Source organism: Caballeronia sordidicola, assembly GCF_001544455.2.
Classification (GTDB): Bacteria; Pseudomonadota; Gammaproteobacteria; order Burkholderiales; family Burkholderiaceae; genus Caballeronia; species Caballeronia sordidicola.
This window is the reverse complement of the sequence record NZ_FCOC02000001.1, coordinates 658,458-683,945: the sequence shown is the minus strand read 5'-3', so window position 1 is coordinate 683,945 and position 25,488 is coordinate 658,458. Positions and strand designations below refer to the sequence as shown.

18 protein-coding genes are annotated in these 25,488 nt (G+C 61.0%); 4 read left to right on the top strand and 14 right to left on the bottom strand.

The window, feature by feature from the left end; genetic code table 11:
• Positions 1-201: 201 nt before the first annotated feature.
• The gene (locus tag AWB64_RS02960; RefSeq protein ID WP_060817097.1) at positions 202-510 is read left to right on the top strand and encodes a hypothetical protein; all 309 of its coding nucleotides are present in this window, start codon (positions 202-204) and stop codon (positions 508-510) included.
• A gap of 172 nt (positions 511-682) precedes the next feature.
• On the opposite strand, the gene AWB64_RS02955 is transcribed toward AWB64_RS02960, so the two are convergent.
• From AWB64_RS02955 to AWB64_RS02945, 3 genes are read right to left on the bottom strand one after another with little or no spacing between them, the layout of a single operon-like run.
• Complete coding sequence (locus AWB64_RS02955; RefSeq protein ID WP_060817096.1) at positions 683-1,336, bottom strand: LysE family translocator; 654 nt, start codon at positions 1,334-1,336, stop codon at positions 683-685.
• A 40-nt stretch (positions 1,337-1,376) separates the two neighbouring features.
• Positions 1,377-2,399, bottom strand: a complete 1,023-nt coding sequence (locus tag AWB64_RS02950; protein WP_060817095.1) for an asparaginase — start codon at positions 2,397-2,399, stop codon at positions 1,377-1,379.
• Positions 2,396-4,003, bottom strand: coding sequence for a UbiD family decarboxylase (locus AWB64_RS02945; protein ID WP_060817094.1), 1,608 nt, complete (start codon positions 4,001-4,003; stop codon positions 2,396-2,398). Before AWB64_RS02945 ends, AWB64_RS02950 begins: the two co-directional genes overlap by 4 nt.
• 597 nt (positions 4,004-4,600) lie before the next feature.
• Between AWB64_RS02945 and AWB64_RS02940 the strand changes: the two genes are divergently transcribed.
• Entirely contained in the window at positions 4,601-5,758 is a 1,158-nt protein-coding gene (locus AWB64_RS02940; RefSeq protein WP_060817093.1) for a transglycosylase SLT domain-containing protein, read from the top strand.
• Positions 5,759-5,859: 101 nt separating this feature from the next.
• On the opposite strand, the gene AWB64_RS02935 is transcribed toward AWB64_RS02940, so the two are convergent.
• The 10 genes from AWB64_RS02935 to AWB64_RS02890 all read right to left on the bottom strand — a co-directional run bounded on the left by AWB64_RS02935 (position 5,860) and on the right by AWB64_RS02890 (position 13,800).
• Positions 5,860-7,074, bottom strand: coding sequence for a pyridoxal phosphate-dependent aminotransferase (locus AWB64_RS02935; protein ID WP_060817092.1), 1,215 nt, complete (start codon positions 7,072-7,074; stop codon positions 5,860-5,862).
• Positions 7,075-7,093: 19 nt separating this feature from the next.
• Positions 7,094-7,531, bottom strand: coding sequence for a transcription antitermination factor NusB (gene nusB, locus AWB64_RS02930; RefSeq protein WP_060817091.1), 438 nt, complete (start codon positions 7,529-7,531; stop codon positions 7,094-7,096).
• Positions 7,528-8,031, bottom strand: a complete 504-nt coding sequence (gene ribH, locus AWB64_RS02925) for a 6,7-dimethyl-8-ribityllumazine synthase (protein WP_047896193.1) — start codon at positions 8,029-8,031, stop codon at positions 7,528-7,530. Before ribH ends, nusB begins: the two co-directional genes overlap by 4 nt.
• 53 nt (positions 8,032-8,084) lie before the next feature.
• Positions 8,085-9,257, bottom strand: coding sequence for a bifunctional 3,4-dihydroxy-2-butanone-4-phosphate synthase/GTP cyclohydrolase II (gene ribBA / locus AWB64_RS02920; protein ID WP_060817090.1), 1,173 nt, complete (start codon positions 9,255-9,257; stop codon positions 8,085-8,087).
• Positions 9,258-9,410: 153 nt separating this feature from the next.
• On the bottom strand, positions 9,411-9,926 hold the full coding sequence (locus AWB64_RS02915) for a hypothetical protein (protein ID WP_060817089.1): 516 nt from the start codon (positions 9,924-9,926) through the stop codon (positions 9,411-9,413).
• Between the two features lie 3 nt (positions 9,927-9,929).
• Entirely contained in the window at positions 9,930-10,277 is a 348-nt protein-coding gene (locus tag AWB64_RS02910) for a hypothetical protein (protein ID WP_060817088.1), read from the bottom strand.
• A 73-nt stretch (positions 10,278-10,350) separates the two neighbouring features.
• Positions 10,351-10,980, bottom strand: coding sequence for a riboflavin synthase (locus AWB64_RS02905; protein WP_060817087.1), 630 nt, complete (start codon positions 10,978-10,980; stop codon positions 10,351-10,353).
• 36 nt (positions 10,981-11,016) lie between these two features.
• Complete coding sequence (gene ribD / locus AWB64_RS02900; RefSeq protein WP_060817086.1) at positions 11,017-12,153, bottom strand: bifunctional diaminohydroxyphosphoribosylaminopyrimidine deaminase/5-amino-6-(5-phosphoribosylamino)uracil reductase RibD; 1,137 nt, start codon at positions 12,151-12,153, stop codon at positions 11,017-11,019.
• Positions 12,154-12,179: 26 nt separating this feature from the next.
• On the bottom strand, positions 12,180-13,463 hold the full coding sequence (hemL, locus tag AWB64_RS02895; protein ID WP_060817085.1) for a glutamate-1-semialdehyde 2,1-aminomutase: 1,284 nt from the start codon (positions 13,461-13,463) through the stop codon (positions 12,180-12,182).
• A 70-nt stretch (positions 13,464-13,533) separates the two neighbouring features.
• Entirely contained in the window at positions 13,534-13,800 is a 267-nt protein-coding gene (locus tag AWB64_RS02890) for a hypothetical protein (RefSeq protein WP_157766575.1), read from the bottom strand.
• 16 nt (positions 13,801-13,816) lie between these two features.
• Between AWB64_RS02890 and AWB64_RS02885 the strand changes: the two genes are divergently transcribed.
• The gene (locus AWB64_RS02885) at positions 13,817-15,040 is read left to right on the top strand and encodes a Bcr/CflA family multidrug efflux MFS transporter (RefSeq protein WP_060817083.1); all 1,224 of its coding nucleotides are present in this window, start codon (positions 13,817-13,819) and stop codon (positions 15,038-15,040) included.
• Between the two features lie 366 nt (positions 15,041-15,406).
• On the opposite strand, the gene AWB64_RS02880 is transcribed toward AWB64_RS02885, so the two are convergent.
• Positions 15,407-17,530, bottom strand: a complete 2,124-nt coding sequence (locus AWB64_RS02880; protein WP_060817082.1) for a prolyl oligopeptidase family serine peptidase — start codon at positions 17,528-17,530, stop codon at positions 15,407-15,409.
• 862 nt (positions 17,531-18,392) lie between these two features.
• On the opposite strand from AWB64_RS02880, the gene AWB64_RS02875 reads away from it, so the two are divergent.
• On the top strand, positions 18,393-25,484 hold the full coding sequence (locus AWB64_RS02875) for an autotransporter-associated beta strand repeat-containing protein (protein WP_060817081.1): 7,092 nt from the start codon (positions 18,393-18,395) through the stop codon (positions 25,482-25,484).
• The last annotated feature ends 4 nt before the right edge of the window (positions 25,485-25,488 follow it).

Sequence of the window (25,488 nt, the reverse complement as noted above, 5' to 3'; positions counted from 1 at the left end):
TCACCCGCTGCGCGGCTGCAGCCATTCGCCGACAAGGGCGGTAACCCTTGAAACTGGGAGAAAAGCGCCCAGTTTTAAGACGATGCCAATTGCAATTTGCTACAAATGCTTAAGGTGGGATTCAGGGTTTTTCGCTACATTGAATGCATGTCGTTGCGTTGTCCCGTCGTGTGCACGGGTCCTGCGGCGAGGAGAAGAAAAGTGAAAAAATTAGTTCCGTTTCTGATTGCCGCTGCTCTCGGCGCAGGCTTTACGAGTGCGGCTCAAGCTCATGTGTCCGTGGGGATCGGCATTGGGGTGCCAGCATATCCGGTGTATGCCGCGCCACCGCCGCCGGTGTATTACGCGCCACCGCCGCCGCCTGTTTATTACGCGCCGCCCGTGGTCTACGCGCCGCCTGCGGTTGTCGTCGGCGGGGGGTATTACCGTCGCCCGTACTGGGGTGGTTATCACGGCGGTTATGGATATCGGGGCGGTTATCGCGGCGGTTATGGCGGTTGGCGTCATTGACCTGCCGTAGGGCGGCTGGCTACGTTGCAAGCTGATAAATGCGGCGCAACACGATCGAGTCGTGTTGCGCCGTTTTGCTTTGCGGGCCGGTCTTTCCGCGCTGGTAATGCAGACACGGTTCGTTTGCTGGCATGCCGGCTGATGCAGTTACAGGAGAACGCCGGCACGCTCTTCAAATCAGATCACGATATCCATGCACGATAACGCTGTAAGAGAAGTATGCGAACAGCACCGCCGACAACACGTGACAAGCGCGCAGTAACGCCGTTCCCGCGCGCTTGCGGCCGTGGCTTGCAAGCGCGCAGATAAACACAGTCCACGCGAGGCCGCCGCAAAAGAATCCGGTGAGAAACACCGAAGCGCTCAGCTTGCCGGTTGCGCCCGCTTTTGCAATCAGCGCGCCGCCCACGGCGGCAAACCACAGAATGGCGCTCGGCGATGAAACCGCCAGCAATACGCCACGCAAGAAGCTGCGCAGATGTGACGGACGCGGCGTGGCAAGATCGGGCTCGCCTTCCACCGAAGGCGCCGAAGCCGGGTACAGCGCCTCACGTGCCATCTTGAACGTAAGAAACAGCAGAACGATTGAGCCGCCGATCCATACGATCCAGCGCACGGCGTCGAACTGGAGTAAAGCCGCCATGCCCGCGAGCGCCAGCGCGGCGTACACGAGATCCCCGAAACAGGTGCCGAGACCCAGCATCATGCCGGGCTTGAATCCGTGGGAAAGCGTCAGCGAGATGATCGCGACGTTTGCAATACCGATATCCAGACACAGCGACAACGACAGAAAAAATCCATCCGACAGCAATGGCAACGCGTGCATCCAGGCTTTCCTTGTTAGTTGTTATTGAGCGAGGCGCCAGTTACATGCGTTCGAGCGGCACTGAAACCACAAGCCGGCCCGTTTCGATACCCATGGTGTTGCGCATCGCCGGATTGCGATAAGCGCCGAGTTTTTCGCGTTGCGCTTCGGTGCCAATGCCGAGCTGCGCGAGCACGTCGGCCACGATTGCATGGAGCACGGTGGTATTGCCGTCCTCCACTTTCACCGCGATCCCCAGCGCGCCGCTCGACTCCGACCCACGCACGCCGATCGCATAGCTCGCTTCGGCGCCCACCTTGCCGACGAGTTCGCCCTCGAAGGCGCGCATCAACGCCGTACAAAAACGCTGTTCGCCGGCGACGAGTTCGGGATAAGCCGTCATCGCGCGATAGATCCGGGCGAGGGCGTTCGAGCGCGGCGTCGTTTCCGGACGTGTTGCGGCATCCGCGATCTTCGCAAAAAGGCGCGCCAGCCGATCCAGTGGAAATGCCGGCGTAGGCAGGTTGCATCCATCGATAGCCCATTGCACGCCATCGTCCGGAAGATCGCAAATATCCGCCATGGTCTGCTTGACCCGAAGCTGCAACGGATGGGCGGGCAAGTGATAGTCCTTGATCGCCGCGCCCAGCGCCTGCGCGCCCGCCAACATGCCCGCGTGTTTGCCGGAGCAGTTGCTGCAGACGCCCGTGGGCGTGAAGTCGCGTTTGACCCAGTCCTTCCAGACCGCATCCGATAACGGCGGATGGCCGCCGCACCGGAGATCGGATTCGCTCGCGTGCGCCTTTGCAAGCATCGCCCGTACGCGTTCTATGTGGCGCGGCTCGCTGTTGTGCGACGCGCACATCAGGGCGAGATCGGCGTCATCGAAGCCAAAACGCTCGAGCGCGCCGGTTTCCAGCACGGCCAGCGCCTGCGCCGGTTTTGCGGCGGAGCGCGCCAGCGTCATGCGCGAAGGATCGCCGAACGCGTACAACACACGGCCTTCGGCATCGACTACCGCGACGTGCGCGGCGTGCGTGTTTTCCACCGATTCCCCACGATAAACCGTCGCCGCAACGCTCATGATGGCGTGCCTCCCGAAAATCCGATCTCGTCCCACAACGCGTCGACGCGGCGCTTGACCGCGTCGTCCATCAGGATTGGCCGGCCCCATTCGCGATCCGTCTCGCCGGGCCATTTGTTCGTGGCGTCGAGTCCCATTTTCGATCCCAGGCCCGCCTTCGGAGACGCGAAATCCAGATAGTCGATCGGGGTGTTATCGACGAGCACCGTATCCCTCGATGGATCGATACGCGTGGTAATCGCCCAGATCACCTCCTTCCAGTCACGAATGTTCACGTCGTCATCCACCACCACGATGAACTTCGTGTACATGAACTGCCGCAGGAAACTCCAGACGCCGAACATCACGCGCTTGGCGTGTCCCGGATAGCTCTTCTTGATCTGCACGATCGCCATGCGGTAACTGCAGCCTTCGGGCGGTAAATAGAAGTCGGTGATCTCGGTGAACTGCTTCTGCAAGAGCGGCACGAACACTTCGTTGAGCGCCACACCGAGCACGGCGGGTTCGTCGGGCGGCTTGCCTGTATACGTAGAGTGATAGAACGCGTCGCGGCGCATGGTGATCTTTTCGACCGTGAAGACCGGGAACCACTCCTGTTCGTTGTAGTAACCCGTGTGGTCGCCGTACGGGCCTTCGAGCGCATGCTCGTATTTCGCGGAAGCATGATTCTGTGGCCGGGGCGGCGCGCCCTCGGGCGCTTGCGGCAGAGGACCGTCTTGCGGATGGATAAATCCCTCCAGCACTATCTCCGCGCGCGCGGGAACCTGCAATGTATCGACACCCGGCGTGAGGCACTTCGCCAGTTCGGTCCTGCCGCCGCGCAGCAAGCCGGCAAACTGGTATTCGGAGAGCGAGTCGGGCACTGGCGTTACCGCGCCGAGAATGGTGGCGGGATCGGCGCCCAGCACAACGGCCACCGGATACGGCTTGCCCGGATTGGCGAGCGCGAATTCCCTGAAGTCGAGCGCGCCGCCGCGATGCGCCAGCCATCGCATGATGAGTTTGTTGCGCCCGATCAACTGTTGCCTGTAGATGCCGAGGTTCTGCCGAGTCTTGTTCGGACCGCGCGTCACCGTGAGGCCCCATGTGATCAGCGGGCCGGCGTCGCCTGGCCAGCATGTCTGGATGGGAAGGCGTGCAAGGTCAACGTCCTGGCCTTCCCATACAATTTCCTGGCACGGCGGCGAACTCACCGTTTTCGGCGCCATGTCCCACACGGCCTTGGCCAGGGACAACAGCTTGCCCGCGTCCTTGAGCCCTTTCGGCGGCTCGGGCTCCTTGAGCGCCGATAGCAAACGCCCGACATCGCGCAGCGACTCGAGGGCGGCTTTATCGCTGAAAAGGCTGGGATCCGACATGGCTTGCGCGTCTGTTTCGATACCCATGCCAAGCGCCACGCGTCGTGGCGTGCCGAACAGATTGGCCAGCACCGGCATGGAATGTCCGGCAGGCTTTTGGAACAACAATGCTGGGCCACCCGATCGCAGCACGCGGTCGGACAGTTCGGTCATTTCGAGAATGGGAGAAACCGGCTGCTTGATGCGGCGCAACTCGCCGAGCGTTTCTAGGCGGGCGGTGAAGTCACGCAGGTCTTTGTATTTCATCGGCTAAGGGGGAGGGCCTGCGAGGAAAGGAAATCCGCAGCCGACGCGCATTGGCGCGCGCGGGCGATTGTCGATTTTACCTGTGTCGATGTCGGTACGTCAGGTCACACAACGGCACAACTCGGGCCTGACCGCTGGAAAACCGCTTGGGAAGGTGGTTTGAAGGCTCTGAACACCGTTTATAATAACCAAAAGTAATAGCTTTTACATTTCTCAGCATTGACGGATCATTTGAGGCTGCTAGAATCCATCGACATTAACAACACCGATTGAAACTTTTTACCACTGCCACGGGTCTTTTGAAATGACGCTGTGCGTCGCCCGGCCGGATTGTTCCGGTTTTGCAATGGCTTTGGTTTTCTCGCCGGCGCCCTTCTTCGCCGGTTTTTCGCGTGGTGGCTTGTGTGCGCGCCCTGGCATGTTCCTCGTGCCGCGCGCACCCGGAATCGAAGTGTTCCGGTCAGGCCATCCCAACGGTTTGTGCCGTTTTCCCGATACCGCTCGTGGGCTATCCCAGAGCTGGCGGTATCGATTTCTGCGTGATGTGCCGGTTTTCAGGGCTTACATCTGTAGAAATCAATGCATTTGGGAGCTCCAATGAATGCCTGGTTGTCATGGCGTCCCGACGCTCGCATAGCGCTGTATCTACGTGCTGCGCTACGTCGCGCCAAACATATGAGTCTTACCGTGTTCAGCCTGGTCGGCTGCGCGGCCGTTGTCACCGCGCTTGCGCTGTGGTTACTTCCCGCATGGCGCGGTTCTTTCGCCGCAAAATTGATGCCGCTGGTCTCGGCTGCGGTACAAGCCGGCCCCGCGCGTTTGCTCGCCGGCCAGCCGTTGCCGCCGTTCGCAATCGGGCACCAGCGCGAAGAAGCATTGCGCAACGGCGATCCGACCTCGCTTGGCGCCGCTGCCAGCGACGACGACAGCGCCCGCAAGCTCACTGGCGGACTGAGCCTTGCAGTATCGCCGAACGGACTCGATCCCCGCACCTTGCCGACAGTTTCAACGCTTGCCAGCGCCATTTCCTCGCAGCGCGTCGTAGCCGATGCCCGCGACGATCGTGTGCTGGTCTCCACGCGTGAGCAGAACCTCGTCGCGAACTTCATTGCACGGCGTTATCACGTGGCGCAGGAGCCCGTGAGCGAACTGGTTCGTGCAGCCTTCGATACCGGTCGCGAAGTCGGCCTTGACCCGCTGCTGCTGCTTTCCGTGATGGCGATCGAATCGGGCTTCAATCCGTATGCCGAAAGTGGCGTGGGCGCGCAGGGCCTGATGCAGGTCATGTCGAAGGTTCATTCCGACAAATTCGAATACTTTGGCGGTTCGCACGCCGCGCTTGAACCGCTTGCGAATATCAAGGTCGGCGCGCTGGTGCTGAAGGATTGCATTGCGCGCGGCGGCTCGGTGGCGGGCGGCCTGCGGTTCTACGTAGGTTCGACGGCACAGGACGATGGCGGCTACGGCGCGAAGGTGCTGGCCGAACGCGCACGGCTTCGCGACGTGGCCCGCGGCCGCAACGTGCCGGTCAACGCGCCGCAAGCGCCGGCGCAGCCAGTCGCGCCAAAGACGGTGATGGCATCGGCGAACGGTTCCGCTGACAAGCGCGTCCACTTCACGCTCGATGGCGTTCCGCCGATTACAGCGCCTGCCAAGGCGGCGTCGCCGCAGGCAAGCGATCGCAAGGAAACCGACGACGCCGAGACGCAAGCCAACAAGCATGAGCATGGCGGGGCTTGGGAAGTGGGCGCTTGAGAAGGTCTTTCACGCGATAGATCCGGCAGCAGATACAAAAAGCCGTTTCAGCTTCATGCTGGAACGGCTTTTTTCATTCGCCAAGGCTGAATCACTACGGCTTAAGCGCGAAACAACGTCCCAAGCCGTTGTACGGCCTCCTCAAGTTTCGAATACGCGGTCGCGTACGACAAACGGATATAGTCCCGCGGTGCATGAACGCCGAAGTCGTTCCCCGGAACCAGCACAACACCTGCGTCATGAAGCATCGAGCGGGTCAGCGCGGTGCTGTCGCCGGCAGCCGGATGCGCGACGCGGCGCGTGTCAGCATAGACGTAGAATGCGCCGTCCGGCACCACCGGCACGTCGAATCCAAGCGTGCGCAACGCCGGCACGATGAAATCGCGTCGGCGCGCAAATTCCAGCCGACGCGATTCGTAGATCGCCAGCGTGGCTGGCTCGAAGCACGCGAGTGCCGCATGTTGCGCGAGCGCGGATGCACAGATAAACAGGTTCTGCGAGAGTTTTTCGACCGTCGAGACCATTCCGGGCGGCACGACCAGCCAGCCAAGCCGCCATCCGGTCATGTTGAAGTACTTCGAGAAGCTATTGACCGTCACCACGTCGTCGCCGAGCGACAACGCCGATACGGGTTTCGCGTCGTAGCTCAAGCCCTGATAAATCTCGTCGACGATCGTAAAACCGCCGTGCGAGCGCACTACGTCGACAATTTTCGACAGTTCCGCCGCTTCGATGGACGTTCCAGTCGGGTTGGACGGGGATGCGAGCAGTACGCCGCGCGTGGCGGGCGTCCAGTGCGCTTCAACCTGCGCGGCGGTCAACTGGAACCGCTCGGCCGGGCCGCTCGGGATCAGCACCGGACGGCCTTCGGTCGCCGCCACGAAATGGCGGTTGCACGGGTAGCAGGGATCGGGCATCAGGACTTCGTCGTCGCGGTCCACGAGCGCGGTGCACGCCAGCAGCAATGCCGCCGATGCGCCCGCCGTCACCACGATTCGCGCGGGATCGATATCGAGTCCGAACGCATCGCGATAATGGCCGGAAATCGCCTCGCGCAATGACGCCAGACCGAGCGCGTTCGTGTACTGCGTGACGCCGCGCCGCAAGGCGTCGGCAGCCGCTGCGATCACCGGTTCGGGCGCCGTGAAATCCGGCTCGCCGATACCCATATGGATGATGTCGCGTCCCGCGCGTTCGAGCGCCTGCGCTTCTTTCGCCAGTTCCATGACGTAGAAGGGCTCAATGGCGTCCACGCGCGCCGCATAGCGAATCGCGCGTTCGGACACGGCGCCGAGCGGATCTTTAGCGAAGTTCATCGGCGTTGGAAGGATCGATTCAGGTACGTTGTCCGCGGCCTTGCGCTTCCGCCGGACGCAACTGGACCGCGAGCTTGTCGAGCACGCCGTTCACGTACTTGTGGCCGTCGGAGCCGCCAAAGGTCTTGGTCAGCTCGATGGCTTCGTTGATCACCACGCGATACGGAATGTCCACGTGATGCTTGAACTCGAATGCGGCGACCATCAGCACCGCGCGTTCGACCGGGGAAAGCTGGTCGAGCGGACGATCAAGGCACGGCTGAAGTTCGGCGGAAATGACGTCCGCTTCCTTGATCACGCCGTGCAGCAGGGCGTCCAGGTGCTCCTGATCGGCCTTGTCGTAGCCTTGCGCGCCGCGCAACTGCGCGTCTATCTCGCCGCCGGGCGAGCCCGACAGCAACCATTGGTAAAGCCCTTGTGTCGCGAGTTCGCGCGAGCGGCGTCGAGCGCTTTTCATGCACGGTCCTCGTCGTCTTCATCTTCGTCGTCGCCGCCGAGCTGTTCCAGCGCCACCGAGAGATTGGCCATTTCGACCGCCACGCGCGCCGCGTCGCGGCCTTTTTCTGTCATGCGGGCAACCGCTTGTTCGTCGTTTTCCGTGGTCAGCACGGCGTTTGCGACCGGCGTGCCGAAGTCGAGCGCAATGCGCGAAATTCCCGCGCCGCTTTCATTCGATACCAGCTCGAAGTGATAAGTCTCGCCGCGAATCACCGCGCCAAGTGCGATGAGCGCATCGAATTGACCCGATTCAGCCAGCTTTTGCAGCGCCAGCGGGATTTCGAGCGCGCCCGGCACGGTGACGAGCAGCACGTCTTCGCCGATCACGCCAAGCCGTTCAAGTTCTTCGGTGCAGGCGTCCACGAGCCCGTTGCAAACCGGTTCGTTGAAGCGTGATTGCACGATGCCGATGCGCAGTCCGTCGCCGTCGAGGTTCGGTTGATATTGTCCGATTTCCATTATTTGTCCGTTGTCAGTGTGAGCGTGTGGTGGCGAGCGCCGGTCGGATCACTTCAAACCGAGCGCAAATGAGAGAACGAAGCGGCGTCGGCTGGATCCATGGATTGCGTAGCGGGACAACCTGGCATGGGAATAAAGCCCGTCACTTCAAGTCCGTAACCGGACATGCTGCCAAGCTTGCGCGGGTTCGACAGGACCTGCATCTTGCCCACGCCCAGCTCACGCAGGATCTGCGCGCCGATGCCGTAGGTCTTGAAGTCGATCGGCCGGCGTTTCAGTTCGGCCGCCTTGTCTTCCCGTTCAAAAGCCTGGAAGACCTCGACCAGATGTTCTTTCGAATCGCCGCAATTGAGCAGCACGATTGCGCCGAGATCGCGGGCGGCGATCTCTTTCATGGCGGCATCGAGTGTCCAGGAATGTGTGGACGAATCCACTTCCAGCAGGTCCAGCACGGAAAGCGGTTCATGCACGCGCACCGGAGTCTCGCGGTCCGGCGCCGGCCGGCCTCGCACCAGCGCAATATGCGGCGAACCGCTCGGCTGATCGCGATACAACACCGCGCGAAACGCGCCGTGCGCCGTCTGCATGGTGCGTTCGGCCACGCGCTCCACGATCGATTCGGTGCGCGAGCGGTAATGAATCAGGTCGGCGATGGTGCCGATCTTGATGTCGTGCAGCTTCGCGAATTCGATCAGGTCGGGCAGACGCGCCATTTCGCCGTCGTCGCGGATCACTTCGCAGATCACCGATGCCGGCGTCAATCCGGCCATGGCCGCAAGGTCGCAACCTGCTTCCGTGTGTCCGGCGCGAACGAGTACGCCGCCGGGTTGCGCCATGATCGGAAAAACATGGCCCGGCTGGACGATATGTTCGGCCTTGGCGTCGTGCGCGACGGCCGCCTGGATGGTGCGGGCGCGGTCCGCCGCCGAGATGCCCGTGGTCACGCCTTCGGCTGCCTCGATGCTGACCGTGAACGCCGTGCCGTACTGCGTGCCGTTTTTCTGCGTCATCAGTGGCAGGTTCAACTGGCGGCAACGTTCGGGCGTGAGCGTCAGGCAGATCAGTCCACGGCCGTGCCGCGCCATGAAGTTGATCGCTTCCGCGGTCACGAAATCGGCGGCGATGACAAGATCGCCTTCGTTTTCGCGGTCTTCTTCGTCGACGAGAATCACCATCCGGCCTGCTTTCAGCTCAGCGATGATCTCTGGAGTGGAGGCGAGCGTCATTGCGATGGTCGTCCGTTCGGGAAAGGGCGTATTTTACGCCACAGGGAGGGGCAACGCCGGGGTTTTGCCGGTTTTGGGTGTGTCGGGCGTCGGCAGCGGGAATGGCCGCAGTCGGGTCGACGCCGAGTTGTCTTCAGGTCATTGCCGCGCGCGTCAGTCAGGCGGAAAGCGAATTTGCGAAAACTGCCGTCCCGCAAGGATCGCCGCGCGCTCGATTTGCGCTGCCGAATCGATCAGACCTTGTTGTTCCAGAAACATGAGATATGCACGCGTTGAAACTTTCCTGCAGTTGTCCGGCACCAGAAAACTGGCGCGTGCGATCTTGTGATCTTCAAACAGAAAGACGCCGATCCGCCGGTCATCAAGACTGAGATCGTTCATGGCTTCCTGAATGGCCAACTCGCCAAGGTTCGCCCTGCGGGCTGGAGCCGTCCTGTCTGCCTGCGTGTAATGGCGAAACACTTTGGTCTCGAGGACAGGCCCGCAATGCTTGCTGGCCCAGGCTGCAATGCGTTCGCTGGTCGGCGTCTTGTTACGCGTTACCTCGTACAGCACCATATCGACCAGTTCAATAGGCCAGCCCGGTGCGAGCAGAAGATCGAGCGCATTCGCATAGGCGAGCGTGATCAGCGGCCCTGCATCGGGAAGCAGGGTGGTATTGGCTGGCATGGGTTATTTGGGCAGCGCGTTCAGGTCGTCGACCATACGGCTCACGGCCGGCTCCGGCAGCCGCGGCATGGGAAGGTGAGCGCGGGCCATGAGCAGGAACAAGTCCTCGTCGCTAGCGATACCGAGCGCCTGAATGGCCTGATTGTCGTCGAGTCGGCCCAGCGAAAAGTCGAGCAGCGTGCGAAAGTTCTGATTGTTGCTGGCTTCCGCCGCTTCGAAGGTTTCGACCAGATAGCGCAGTTCGGCGTTAAAGAGCGCGTTGATCGACGTGTCGGACTTTGCTGCGAGAATCTTGGCGCGCTTGAGCAGATCGTGATCGACCGCGCCGGTGAAGTTGACCGTTTCCGCCATTGCGCACCTTCATAAGTGATAAATAAGCGAAGATATTAACGCAGATTTATGTGCTACACATAATTATGTGTTGTCAGTTTGCCGTCCCTGACGCACTCAAAATCCGCTCCACATATCGCGCAATCAAATCGATCTCCAGATTCACCTTCGATCCCGCTTTCAGATGCCGCAGCGTCGTCACTTCCACCGTATGCGGAATCAGGTTGATCGAAAACTCGCATCCGTCCGGCCGGTCGTTCACGGTGTTCACCGTCAGGCTCACGCCGTTCACCGTCACCGAGCCTTTGTACGCCAGGTATTTCCCAATATCTTTCGACGCCAGGATCCGCAACTCATGCGATTCGCCAACCGGCTCGAACCGCGTCACTTCGCCAAGACCATCCACGTGCCCCGACACCAGATGCCCGCCGAGCCGGTCGTGCGCGCGGAGCGCCTTTTCCAGGTTCACGTCGCCGGGTTGGGAGAGGCCTGCCGTCTTGTTCAGGCTTTCGCGCGATACATCGACGGCAAACGACGCCGCCGATTTCTCGATGACCGTCATGCACGCGCCCTGGATGGAGATGCTGTCGCCGAGTTCGACGTCCGCGAGATCCAGGCCGCCCGATGCCACCGTGAGGCGCACACCGGTATCCGCGTCAACGGGCGAACCAAGCGGCGTTACGGCTTCTATGCGGCCCACCGCCGCGACAATTCCTGTGAACATCGTTGAGATTCCTTGGGCTTTTGCGTTACTTTTGCGTTAGATAAGAGGCCGCGCGTCCGCCGGTTCGTCGGCCTTCACAACGGCGAAGCGCGCGAGAATCCGCACGTCGTCGCCAATCCGGTCGATCCGGTGAAACCGCAGATGCGGCCGCGCTTCGAGCGTGTCTGGCGGCGCAAAGTCGAACATGCCGGGCGCGTTGCCAAGCAGGCTGGGCGCCAGATAAACCAGCAATTCGTCGATGCAGCCCTCGCGCAACAGCGAGCCATTGAGCTTGTGACCCGCTTCGACATGTAGCTCATTGATGCCGCGATCGGCGAGGATGCCGAGCATAGCGGGGAGATCGACTTTGCCATGTTCATTCGTGAGCGGCGTGAACTCGATACCCCGTTCACGCAGCGCAGCGGCTTTGACAGGATCGGGCTCGGCGCCGCAAAAAACCCACGGCGGCGCGCCTTCCAGAATGCGCGCGCCAAGCGGCACGTCGAGGCGGCTGTCGATCAGCACGCGCTGCGGCTGGCGCGGCGTGTCCACCGCGCGCACGGTGAGTTGCGGGTCGTCCTCGCGCACCGTGCCAATGCCCGTCAGGATCGCGCATGCGCGGGCGCGCCACGCATGGCCGTCGGCGCGAGCGGCTTCGCCCGTGATCCACTGGCTGTCGCCGCTCGGCAAGCCCGTACGGCCGTCGAGCGTGGCCGCGACTTTCATGCGTACCCACGGCCGGCGGCGCGTCATGCGCGACACGAAGCCGATATTCAGTTCATAAGCCTCGTTGGCGAGCAGGCCGCAGCGCACATCGATACCCGCGTCACGGAGAATCGCAAGGCCGCGCCCGGAGACAGCCGGATTCGGATCTTCCATGGCAGCGATGACTTTCGCGACCCGTGCTTCGATCAGGGCGTTCACGCACGGCGGCGTGCGGCCAAAATGGCTGCACGGCTCGAGCGTCACGTAAGCGGTCGCGCCGCGCGGATCGTGGCCGCGCGCGCGTGCGTCCTTCAGCGCGCGAATCTCGGCGTGATCCTGCCCGGCGGGCTGCGTGAAACCTTCGCCGATGACTTCGCCGTCCTTTACCAGCACGCAGCCGACGCGCGGATTCGGCGTCGTGATGTACATCCCACGCGCGGCCAGCGCGAGCGCGCGTTCCATGTGCGAGAAATCGGTCTGCGAAAACATTGCGGCGGCCTCTCTTTTCTGGCGTTTCAGGCGGCGAGCCGGGCGAAAGCGCCACGGGCGGCGTCGAGCGTGGCGTTGATCACGGCGTTGTCGTGGACGATCGAGACGAAACCCGCTTCATACGCCGACGGCGCGAAGTACACGCCTCTGTCGAGCATTTCGTGGAAAAAAGCGTTGAAGCGCTTTGTGTCGCCTTTCGTGACTTCGGCGAAGCTCGCCGGAATGCTTTCGGCGAAATAAAGGCCGAACATTCCACCAATGGCGTCCGCGGAAAACGGCACGTTCGCTTCCTTCGCGACCGCGACGAGACCATCGGCGAGATGGCGGGTTTGTGTTGTCAGCGTGTCGTAGAAACCCGGCGCCTGGATCAGTTGCAGCGTTTTCAGGCCGGCTGCGACCGCGATCGGATTGCCCGACAATGTGCCCGCCTGATACACGCCGCCGAGCGGCGCGAGATGCGCCATGATGTCCCGACGGCCGCCGAATGCCGCAGCGGGCATGCCGCCTCCGATCACCTTGCCAAGACACGTAAGGTCCGGCTTGATGCCATAGACCGCTTGCGCGCCGCCAAGCGCGACGCGAAAGCCGCACATGACTTCATCGAAAATCAGCACCGAGCCGTATTCGTCGCAACGCGCGCGCAATGCCGCGAGGAATTCCGGCGAGCCTTTCACGAGGTTCATGTTGCCCGCCACCGGCTCCACGATCACCGAGGCGATCTCCGAGCCGAACGCGGCGAACGCTTCGTCAAGCTGCTCGACGTTGTTGTATTCGAGCACGGTGGTGTGTTTGGCGATATCGGCGGGAACGCCTGCCGACGTGGGGTTGCCGAACGTCAGCAAACCCGAACCCGCCTTTACGAGCAGGCTGTCCGCGTGGCCGTGATAGCACCCTTCGAACTTGATGATCCGGTCACGCTTCGTGAAACCGCGCGCAAGACGCAGCGCGCTCATGGTCGCCTCCGTGCCGCTGGAAACCATGCGAACCTGCTCTATAGATGGCACCAGCTTGCAGATCTCTTCCGCGATCTCGATCTCGGATTCGGTCGGCGCGCCGAACGAGAAGCCGTTTGCCAGCACGCGCTGCACGGCTTCGAGCACTTCCGGATGAACGTGGCCGAGAATCATCGGCCCCCATGAACCGATGTAGTCGATGTACTGCTTGCCGTCGGCGTCCCAGAAATACGGACCGTGCGCGCGCTGGATGAATCGCGGCGTGCCGCCGACCGAGCGGAACGCGCGTACCGGCGAGTTCACGCCGCCGGGAATGGTTTTCTGGGCGCGTTCGAAGAGAGCTTCATTTCTGGACATGACTGGACCTGCGCTGGATGGCGTGTGTTGCTTCAGAAGGCTGCGGTCGCGGGCGCTGATCGGGCCTCGATCAGATGCCGGATGGTGGCCCGGCGCGTTGGCGCGGCTGCAGGAAATCAAGCTGAAATTGTACCGGAGTCGCCTGGATCAGGCCGCAAGGGCGGCGTCCCTCGCAGTCGCGGTCCAGCGCCGCCGATCCGTGCGCGTACAATGCTTGCACTTTTAAGGCGTCGTTTAAGTCGTTCGCTTGAGTCGTTTTTTTCGGCGCCGAACACCATTGCCAAGGCTTTTGCACGGGCGGTCCCGTCGCCGGAACGAAGTCTCGTGTCTTTCCCATGTTCTTTTCGTCTCCCATGCCCGAAATCATCAAGCGCCGTTCCGACCGTCGGCTGATCCTTCTGCTCGGCGCGCTGGCGGCGTGCGGTCCGCTTTCCATCGATATGTATCTGCCAAGCCTGCCCGCGCTCGCCAACGCGTTCGGCACGACCGCGGCGGCCGCGCAGATCACGCTCACCAGTTTCATGCTCGGCTTTTCGTTGGGAATGCTTGTATATGGGCCGCTTTCGGACGCTTATGGGCGCCGGCCCGTTCTGCTTGGCGGCATCATCTTGTACGCGCTCGCGAGCGTGGGATGCGCGCTGTCGTTTTCCATCGATTCACTGGTGGTCCTGCGTTTTCTGCAGGCGTTGGGCGCGGGGTCGGCTTCCGTGCTGGCGCGGGCCATTGCGCGCGATGCGCATGCGCCGTCTGACGCGGCTCGCGTGCTGTCCATGCTTGCTATCGTCACGTCTATCGGGCCGTTGCTTGCGCCGCTGATCGGCGGGCAGTTGCTGTTGCTTGGCGGATGGCGCGCGGTGTTCGTCACGCTGTCGCTATTCGGCTTGCTGTGCGCCGTGACGACTTATCTGCGTGTACCGGAAACGTGGCCGCGAGAAAAACGCGCGACTTCAGCGCTCGGGCAGTCGTTTGCCGCGTATGGGCGTCTTCTCACCGATCCCGTTACCTGGGGCCACGCTTTATGCGGCGGGATGGCGTTCGCTTCCATGTTCGCGTACATCACGGCGACGCCGTTTGTGTATATCAACTACTTTCATGTGAAGCCGCAGCACTACGGGTTTTTCTTTGGGCTGAACATTATCGGGATCATCGGTTGGAATGTGGCGAATACGCGGCTCGTCGGGCCGTTGGGATCACTGAAACTGATTTCCATTGCTTCGTTTGTCAGTGTTGTTGCGGCGCTGGCGACCGCGTTTGTTTGTATTACCGGGGTGGGGGGATTGTGGGCAATCGTCGGGTGCCTGTTTTTCGTGGTCGGCGTTGTGGGGTTGTTGTCGGCCAACTGCACAACCGATCTCATGCATCGATACCCACACAACGCAGGCGCCGCAGCCGCAGTGTTCGGCTCAGTGCAGTTGGCGCTCGGGGCGCTCGCCAGTGTTGCGGTCGGGATGTTGCACGATGGCACCCCGCAAGGGATGGGGATCGTGATCGGAGTGACCGGCGTGTTGACGTTTGTCGGGCGGACGATGGTGTTGCGGTGGCATGGACGGCCGGTCAGGGCGCTGCGCGCGGGGTGACGGCGGGGTTTTGTTGCTGTGGGCGGTGGGGTTGCTGTGGGGTCCCGCTTTTTAGGTCTTCGCGGGTTCCTTGTTCGTTGATCCTTTTTAGCACTGTTAGCCACTGTCCGTGGCGGGACTTCATTTCTTTGTCCAACGGCGACAAAGAAACGAAGCAAAGAAAACGCCTTCCAACCGCTAATTCTTAATGAGACCAAGCGTGCACTGACATCTGCTTGGGACTTCAAAAGAACACTCAGCGCATAACCCCGGACAGTTGAAACCCTCCCGCTCCGGCAACAGATACCCACACGCTTCGCCACCCGCGTTCGTGGCAGTCAAACAGAAAAACGCGCCCCGGGTTTGGCTCGTTATTTCGTTATTTCATTATTGTTGTTGAAGCATCTCTTTCAAGAACGTGAACGCCGTTGCTTCCACCCGCGCAATGCTTTCCGCCTCAATGCCAGCACCGTGACCGCCGTCGCGGTTCTCCAGATACCACACGCGCTCATGTCCCTGCGCCTGCATCCGCGCCGCCATCTTGCGGGCGTGGCCCGGATGAACGCGATCGTCCGTCGCCGATGACGTGAACAACGCCGGCGGATACACCGTTTCCGCTTTCACGTTTTGATACGGCGAATAACTCAGCAGGAAACGCAAGTCCTCCGCGTTGTCCGGGTCACCGTATTCATCGACCCACGACGCACCCTGCAACAACACATGAAACCGCGCCATGTCGAGCAGCGGCACTTCCGATAACACCGCGCCAAACAACTCCGGGCGCTGAACGAGCATCACGCCAGTCAGCAAACCGCCATTGCTTCCACCCCGTATGGCAAGCTGTTCCGATGTCGTTACCCCGGACGACACCAGCGCTTCTGCAACGGCGATGAAGTCATCGAAGGCAACCCGGCGGTTCTCGCGCTGCGCAGCCTGATGCCACTCAGGCCCGAACTCGCCGCCGCCGCGAATGTTCGCGACCGCGTATAACCCGCCACTCTCGAGCCACGCGATTCCCGTGGTCGCATCGTAGTGCGGGTCAAGCGCGACTTCAAAACCACCATAGCCATAGAGCAAACAAGGCGCCGGCCGATGACCCCGCACGTTCGCTTCGCGGCCGATCAACCAATAAGGAATGGCGACGCCATCGGTTGATAGTGCGTGACGCCGCTCGGCAACCAGCCCGGTTGCATCGAATTGAGCCGGAAGGCGCGCGAGCAGTTGCCATTCGCTTTCCGGCTGCGCGAAATCGGCGTAGTAAAGCGACGGCGGCGCGAGGAAATGTTCGACGTGAACAAGCACGGTGTCGTCGCGCTCGCTGTCGATGGAATCCACATACGACTGGCTGGCCGCCGGCAGCGGGAAATCGCGACGCGTCCATTCACCTTCGAGACCGGCCGGCGGGCCACGCAATTCCACGCGCGGCGAACCATCGTCCATCTGCGACACCACCAGCCAGTGCTTCGTGAAGTCGATATCAGCGAGGACGCTGCGGCCCGATGGCGCGAACAGCACGGTGAAATTGCGCGCGCCTTCAAGGAAGGCATCGCGGCGGATGACGAGCAGCGAACCGGCAGCGTAGGTCGTTGCGCCCAATTCGCAGGACTCGCGCGGCGTGACGAACAGCCAGCCATTCCAGTGCTCGAGTTCCGCGTGGAGCGGGACATCGTATTGTTGCCACTCGCCGGTCGTTTCATCGAGCCAGTATTGCAGCGTCTCGAAGAACGACGTTGCGCGCGAAGCCAGATGCAACTTCTCGATCTGATCGTAATCCACACCCGCCGATACATCGCGGCGCTTGCCTTCAAAGACCACGGGGGCGTCGGCGAGCGGCGTGCCACGCTCCCATTTACGCGCCTGGCGTGGAAAGCCGGATGTGGTCAGCGCGGGTTTCTTGCTGTGCGCGCTATCGTCCCAGCCGACATACACCGTGTCGCGATCGATCCACGAAATGCCGTGTTTGCCGACGTCGGGGAGTGTAAAGCCGGCTTCCACGAATGCGCGCGTTTCGATATCGAACTCGCGGACCACACATGCGTCGGAGCCTCCCGGCGACAGGCTGACCAATGCCCGGTCCCAGGTGGGATAGAGCATGTCGAAGTCGTGCAGCGCCCAGCGGATGCCGTCTTTGGCGGCACTCGTATTCAAGTCGATCTGGTCGACGTCCAGGATTGTTTGCCATTCGGGCGCGCCAGCCAGCCATTTTTTCCAGGCCGTGCGCCGCACTATGCCCAACGGGTTCTGCTCATCCTGCCAGGTGTTGTAGCCCCAGTCGCCGTAACGCGAACACGAAACGATGCGTTCCTGCGAGGTGTAGGCCTTTGCCAACCGCTTCGTGAGTGCGTCGGTGCCGGCGGTCATGCCGAAGGCTTCTATGGTGCGCGCGTTTTGCGCGCTTACCCACGCGTTGACATGGGCGTCCTCAAGTGTTTCCAGGTCGATAAACGGGTCAGGGCCGTCGGCAACAGGCCATTCGAGTTCGGGACGTCGGCTGAGGAAGGAATCTGTCATGTGGAGAGCAAAGCCTGCTTTGGGTCGCCGGAGAACACATAGCCGGCCTTGGCGAAAATTCGGAAGGGGAATTGTGCCTTACGGCGTTGCATCACGCCGCCCCGGGTCAAATTGATTTCGGATCGCGCGGCTCGGCGATTTCGGCGCTTCGACACGCGTGTCAAGTTCGTTATTGCAGACCAAGCTTCTGCGTATTTGTGTTGATTATCGCTTTTAGTGTTTCCTTATCCGGAACGTAACGATAAAAATAATTTTTTGATAGTCGGATCAGGCATATATTTCGTTGCAAAGTTGTGAAAAAAAATCAGATACGAACACGTATCGGGCTGCAAGTTTGATAATTTATGATGCACAGATTGAGCCTGAATTGAAAAAATCCTTAAAGAGTAAAAACATCAAACGCAGCAAATAACAAATAAAGCACTCGGATGCTCTTGCATAAGATAGGATGATCCCAAAGGCGAGCAGGTAAATCCTGAGTAGAGGCTGGCTACAGGCGTCGATTATTCTTCAAAAAAAACAAAAATACCGATTAATTGAATGATCCATCGATCCATGCAGAAAAATTCAATACCACGCACGCATGGTTAATCCTTGTCTGATCTATTTAGATAGCGCGGCTGCTTAGTTGCTGTGGCCTGATACCCGAAAAAAATGAATGGGCGGCGTCGTTCAATTTATATCAACAATCCCGTTGATCGTCATGCGATGAATCTGGAGCGGCAACGAAGGCATGCTGTATTCGGATCATTAATACAGCGATTAACCAGTGCTAATACTGACGGGGCTGCTCATGCAATGGCGAAATAATGTTTCGAACTCTGTTGAATGCAACGTAACCGCATCCAAAGCGAGGCCATAAATGAACCGGATTCGTCCAGCCGCGCCGGATTGGGCACTTGATTCCATGCAAATGGCTGCAGTGTTTTTCCAGTTGCATTTCGGTTATAAAAATAGACAAAGCCTTGCCGGCGGCCCCCGAAGCTGCCTGACACCCATTAGCGCCGGAATTCTGCTAATCAGTATTGGCGCGATCATCAGTCAGACACAGGCACATGCGCAAACCGTTTCGATCCCCAGCGCGGCAACCACGGTCACGCTGCAAACCCTGAGCCCGGGCTCGACCACTTTCGATGCGCCGGCGGGCACGGTTATCAGTGCATCGTCGGGTGATGGTATCGACGGCAGCAACGCGCAGAACTGGGTTCTCAGCAATCACGGCTCGATAACCGGAGCGGTCGCCGGCATCTCCTTGTCCTCGGCTGCGCTCAACGGCGTCACCCTGGACAATTTTTCCTCTATCAGGGGCAACACTTCTACGGGTGTCCTGCTGAGTAACGGCGGCCAACTGACCAATCATGCGGGCGCCACTATTGCCGGCACAGAAGATGGTGTCAAGATCACGGGTGCAGGAGCGACCGTCGGTAACGACGGTTCAATTACAACCAGCAGCAGCATTTTCTCCGGAGTGTACTTCGAGTCCGGGGGCACGCTTACCCAGGGTGCAACTGGCACGATCGGCACGAGTGGGGGTACGGGCTATGGCGTCGTTTTCAACACTGGCAGCGTCGATGGTACCAACGCGGGCGCAATCTACGGCGGATCGGCCAACTACGCCTTCTGGGCGCGCGGCGCAGCAGCAGGTGCATTCAGCAACAGCGGTACATTCAGTGCAGGTACTGGCGCTGTACTCGCAAGCAATGGTGTTTCCCTGACCAACACCGGCACCATTACCGGCACGAGCGGCACGGCGGTTTCCGTTACGGGAAACGGGAATACGCTGATACTCGGAACGGGATCGGTGCTCAACGGCGGTGTCGCCAGCACTGGCACAAACAATGTGCTGACGCTACAAGGATCGGGCAGCGCAGGTAGCAATCTGACTGGATTCAATACCCTGAACATGTCCGGCACTGCCTGGACGCTTAGCGGCGCGAACACGACGACAGGAACGACCGCTACCGCTACCAATGTGCAAAGCGGCGTCCTTACCCTTGCCGGTGCGCTGACCAATGGTGGCGCGGGAGGCGGTACCACGATCGCTTCGGGCGCTACGCTGCAGGTCGGCAATGGAGGCACCGCTGGCAGCGTGACTGGCAACATTGTTGACAACGGTTCGCTGGTCTTTGATCGCAGTAATGCGATCAGTTATGCCGCGCTTATCTCCGGGACTGGCTCGCTCACCCAGTCGGGTACGGGTAACCTGACGCTTTCCACAGCTAATACGTACACCGGTGCCACCGCTATCCAGGCGGGGAGGCTCACCGCAGGCATTGCTAACGTTTTTGCCAGTAGCAGTGCGGTGACCGTGAACAGTGGTGCGATTTTCGCGCTGAATAATTTCGCCCAGACAGTCAACAATCTTAGCGGTGCCGGCTCCGTCACTTTGGGGTCGGCAACGCTAACGGTCAATAACAGCAGCGACACGAACCTCAGCGGCCTGATCAGTGGAACTGGCGGACTGACGAAAACCGGCAGCAATGCATTGACCTTGAGCGGTGCGGGTAACTCGGTCGGAGCGGTGTCGGTCAATGCGGGATCCTTGAATTTTGCGCAGAGCGGTCTGCTCACTGCTAGCTCGCTGACCGTGGCCAATGGTGCTTTCTCCCATATCAACGCCGGCGCCGAGGTCACCACGACAGGCACTGTAACGGTAGCTGGAACCCTTGCATCGGACGGCATTCTGAACTCGGGCGCCGGCATGCATATGAGTGCCGGAAGTACATTGGAGATCGGCAGTACAGGCGTACTAAACCGGCCGGGCGAGATCAATAACGTGGTTGTAGATGTGGGCGGTGCTGCTGCGACCACCATCATTAACAATGGCGTAATAAACACGGAGGGAAGCGGGGCTGCCGTCAAGGTGAGCGCTGCGTCAGCCATCGCCAATATCACGAATACGGGTTCCATTGGAACCAGTACCGGACTGGCCGCTGTGACCGGAATATGGTCGTCGCTGGGTGTCACCAACATCGTCAATCGTGGAGCCGTGTACGGCGGCAGCACCAGTTCCGCAATCTATTTCAGTACATCGGGCAACTCGCTGACGTTAGGCGCGGGCTCGAATCTGCACGGAGGCACCGGTACGACGTCTTCTCTTGCCGCGGGAGTAAGCAGCAACGCGGCTGCGATCAGCGCGGGTACCGGCAACTCCATTACCCTGATAGAAACCGGTAGCGAAAATGGCGATTTTCTGGGGAAAAGTAACGCGGTCACGCAGGGGTTTTCCGGTTTAACCGCCGCCACCGGCAGCATCTGGAGCCTCGGTGGCCGGATCAACCTGATTGGTACGGCTGCCAACACCCTCAGCGTCAACGGCGCATTGACCGTGACTGGCGAGATCAGCAATAGCGGCACGGGCGGTGGCACGACTATCGCGAACGGCGGGGTTTTGAATCTCGGCAACGGCGGCACCAGCGGTGGCGTTTCGGGCAACTTCATCGACAACGGCACGCTGAACTTTAACCGCTCCGATGTCGTGACCCTGGCCAATTCGATCAGCGGTACAGGCACTGTCACGCAAGCAGGCACGGGCACAACGATCCTGACCGGCGCCAACACCTATACGGGCGGCACTACTATCAGCGCAGGCGCCTTGCAGATAGGCAACGGTGGCACGACCGGCAGCGTGGCTGGCAATATCGTCGATAACGCGGCGTTGAATTTCAACCATTCCGATGCGCTAACTTATGGCGGAGTGGTCAGCGGCACAGGTTCGTTGACGCAGCAAGGCGGCGGTACCCTTGTCTTGACGGGCGACAGCAGCCATACAGGGGGCACCACCGTCAGCGCTGGCATCCTGCAACTTGGAAATGGCGGGACCACCGGCTCGGTGGCCGGCAACATCACCGACAACGCCGCGCTGATTTTTAATCGCTCGAATGCCGCGACCTATGGTGGAGTGATCAGCGGCACAGGGTCGCTGACGCAAGCGGGCAGCGGCACGACCACGCTCACCGGCGTGAACACTTACGCGGGGGGCACCTATTTCAATGCGGGCATCCTGAGCGTGGGTGCTGACGCCAATCTTGGGTCCGCAGCCGGAGGGCTGAGCTTCAATGGCGGGACGCTGCAGTTCACAAGTGGGCTTACCACAGCCCGAACCGTCACTCTCAACACTGCTGGCACTATCGATACGGAGGCGAACGCCGACACGCTTTCCGGCGTCGTCGCTGGCGTCGGCGCGCTCACCAAGCAGGGTACGGGCACGCTGATTCTCAACGGCGCCAACACTTATACAGGCGGTACGAATATCGACGCAGGTATCCTGCAAGTTGGTACAGCGGGCACTATCGGTAGCGGTGCAGCCAACATAGCTAACGGTGGCACGCTCGCGCTGATCCCCGCCGGTGGCAACTATGCTTTCAATAATGTCCTCACCGGAAGTGGCCTGCTTACTGCCACCCTCGGCAGCGCCACGAACAGTTTCAACTTCGGCGCGACTGTGGGAAATGCCTTCACCGGTAAGGTCACGCTCGGCCAGAGCACTTTTAGCCTTGCCGGCGCCAACACGAGCACACTCACGAACGCCACACTGCAGTTGAACGCGGGCAACACAACCACCGTGGGCGCGGGCGCCCAAAGCATCGGCAACCTGACGCTGAACGGCAATACCCTGATCTTCGCGAACCTTCCCACAGGCACGCTTGGCACCGGAGTACTCACGCTCAATAGCGGTACCGTGCGGGTTGATCCCGGCAGCGCGGTCAATCCAACCGGCTCGCTGCTCACTCAGGATGACGGCGCCAACACCCGGTTGATCAGCGCGACCAGCGTCAGCGGCAATGCGAGCAACCTTTCGCTCGCCGATCTGGCGGGCCGCCCGCTCGCCAGCGCCACCACGAACATTGCTCAAGGCGGCAATACCGTTGCCATCGGAACCTATAGCTTCACGCTGAATACAGGAGCTGGCACTGGCTTTTACGCGGGCTACGGCCTGAGCCAGCTTGATCTGCAAGCCGGTCAGACCCTCACGCTTGCCGGCGACACCACCGCAGGCGGGGCGGCTGACATGAAGGCCCGGATTACCGGCAGCGGCGCGCTCACCATAGACGCCACCGACAGCATCACCCTGATAAACGCCGCCAATGACTACACCGGCAACACGACCATCAGCGGCGGCACGCTGGTCCTCGGCAGTGACAACGCGCTGGGCAACACTGCGTTACTGGCGCTGAATGCGGGAACGACAGCGGATATCAACGGCAAGACCCAGGCAATAGGCGCTCTCGGCGGAGCAGGAACGCTCAATATCGACGCCGGCAATCTGACGATCAACAACGGCGGTGCGTTCGGCGGCGCCATCAGCGGCGCCAGTGGCGCGCTGAATGCCAACGGCGGCACGCTGATCCTGACGGGCGACAGCACCTACACCGGCGCTACGACGATCAACGCAGGTACGTTGCAGATCGGCAATGGCGGCACCACCGGCAGTTATGCGGGCAATATCACGAATAACGCGGTTCTAGCGTTCGACCACAGCGACACCACGACCTATGGCGCAGTGGTCAGCGGCACGGGTTCGCTGACCCAGCAAGGCAGTGGCACCGTGGTGTTGACGGGTGACAATACATACACGGGCGGCACGGCCATCAACGCGGGCACATTGCAGATCGGCAATGGTGGAACCACGGGCTCGGTGAGCGGCAATATCACCGATAACGCGGCGCTGGTATTTGATCGCGGCGACACCACGACTTATGGCGGTGTGGTCAGCGGCACGGGTTCGCTGACCCAGCAAGGCAGCGGCGCGTTGGTCCTGACGGGCAGCAACACCTACACGGGCGGCACGACAATCAGCGCCGGCACCCTGCAAATCGGCAGTGGCGGAACCGCCGGCTCAGTTGCCGGCGATATCACTGACAACGCCGCATTAGTTTTCAATCGCAGCGACGCCGTGACCTACGGCGGACTAATCAGCGGCACCGGTTCGCTGACCCAGCAAGGCAGCGGCACAACGGTCCTGACTGCTGCCAACACCTATAGCGGTGGCACCGCCATCAACGCCGGTACGCTTGAACTCACCGGCGCGGGCAGCATTGGCAGCGGCATTGCCAGTCTCGCCAACGCGGGAACGTTACTGATCAACAACCCGGCCAGCGGCAACTACACTTTCAATAATGTGTTGACAGGCGGCGGCACCCTGCAGGCCTCGCTCGGCAGCGGCGCCAACACGTTCACGCTGGGCAATACGGTTGGTGGCGCCTTTACCGGCACCATCGGCATTGCCGGCGGCACATTCATGCTGGACAACAACGCACAGAGCGCGATGCCCAACACCACGCTGCGTCTGGACGCCGGCGGGCTGGCCCAGATCAGCGCCAATCGAACGATCGGCAACCTCGTCTTCAATGGCGGCACGTTTCAGATAATCAGCACCGGTTTCGTTCCCGATGGCAAACTCGCTGTCGGGAACCTGAACGTAGCGTCAGGCGGCACTATCGCACTCGGTATCCCCAGTGACTTCCCGGTTCACGCGTTGCCTCCGCAACCCTCGCTGTTCGACCAGGACGACAATATCGAGCTCCAACTGATATCTGCCACCGGCACCGTGACAGGTGCAGGCTCGCGGTTGCCGCTCACCAAATTCGACGGCTCCCCGGTTGCCGCTCCGCAGACCGTCGCGCTGAGCGAAAACGGCACGGCCGTTGCAATTGCCAGCTACAACTACGCCACCAATGTCCTGGCCGGCGCGAACGCCGGGGTATGGCTCGGGTATGACCTTCTGCAACTCGACCTGCTAGCCGGCCAGACGCTGGAACTGACCAACGCCAACGCCGTCGACAACACACTGAACGCCAGGATCACTGGCGGCGGCAACCTCTTCATCGATGCGGTCAACACGGCCATTCTCGCCAACGCCGCGAGCGACTACACCGGTACGACCACCGTTCATGGCGGCACGCTCGTACTCGGCAGCAATAACGCCTTGGGACGCACCGCCATGCTCGACGTGAGTGCTGGCGCCACCGCCGATATCAACGGCCGGACCCAGTCGATTGGCGCGCTCGGCGGGGAGGGCGCCCTCAATATCGATGCGGGTAACCTGACGATCAACAACGGCGGCACGTTTGGCGGCGTCATAAGCGGCGCCAGTGGCGCATTGAACGCGAGCGGCGGCACGCTGATTCTCACCGGCGAGAACACCTACACAGGTGCTACGACAATCAACGCGGGGAAGTTGCAAATTGGTGACGGCGGAAACACCGGCAGCTACGCCGGCAATATCACGGATAACGCGGCGCTGGTGTTTGACCGCGGCAATGCGACGACTTATGGCGGGATTGTCAGCGGGACGGGTTCGCTGGCTCAGCAGGGCAATGGCGTCTTGATCCTGACGGGCGACAACACTTACACGGGCGGCACCACGATCAGCGCCGGCGCTTTGCAACTGGGCAATGGCGGAACGGCAGGCGGCATAGTGGGCAATGTGAGCAACAACGCAATGCTGAGCTTCGATCGTTCGGACAACCTGACGTTCGATGGAATCATCAGCGGAGCGGGATCGGTAACGCAGGCCGGCAGCGGCATGGTCTTGTTCAATGGCGTGCAAACATATAGCGGCACGACCAACATCAACGCGGGCACCTTGGCGATAGGAGATGCATCCCACCTCGGCGCTGAACTGGCTGGCGGCGGTCCGGTCACGGTCGGTGCCGCAGGCGCCCTGGGTGGATACGGCAAGGTCACCGGGTCCGTAACCAACGATGGCGTGATTGCCGTAGGCAACGCGCTTCCGGCTTTCGCCAATGCGCCGGATGCGACATTCACTATCGCGGGAAATCTCGATAATCGCGGCACCGTTACGATGTCAAATGGCGTCGCGGGCGACCGCATGATCACGGGCGGCATCTACACCTCGAACGGCGGCAAAGTCCTGATTGACACCGTTCTGAACCAGGGCGGAGCCGCATCGAATTCCGATTTGCTGGTGGTGGGTGGCACCTTGGTCTGAGCCA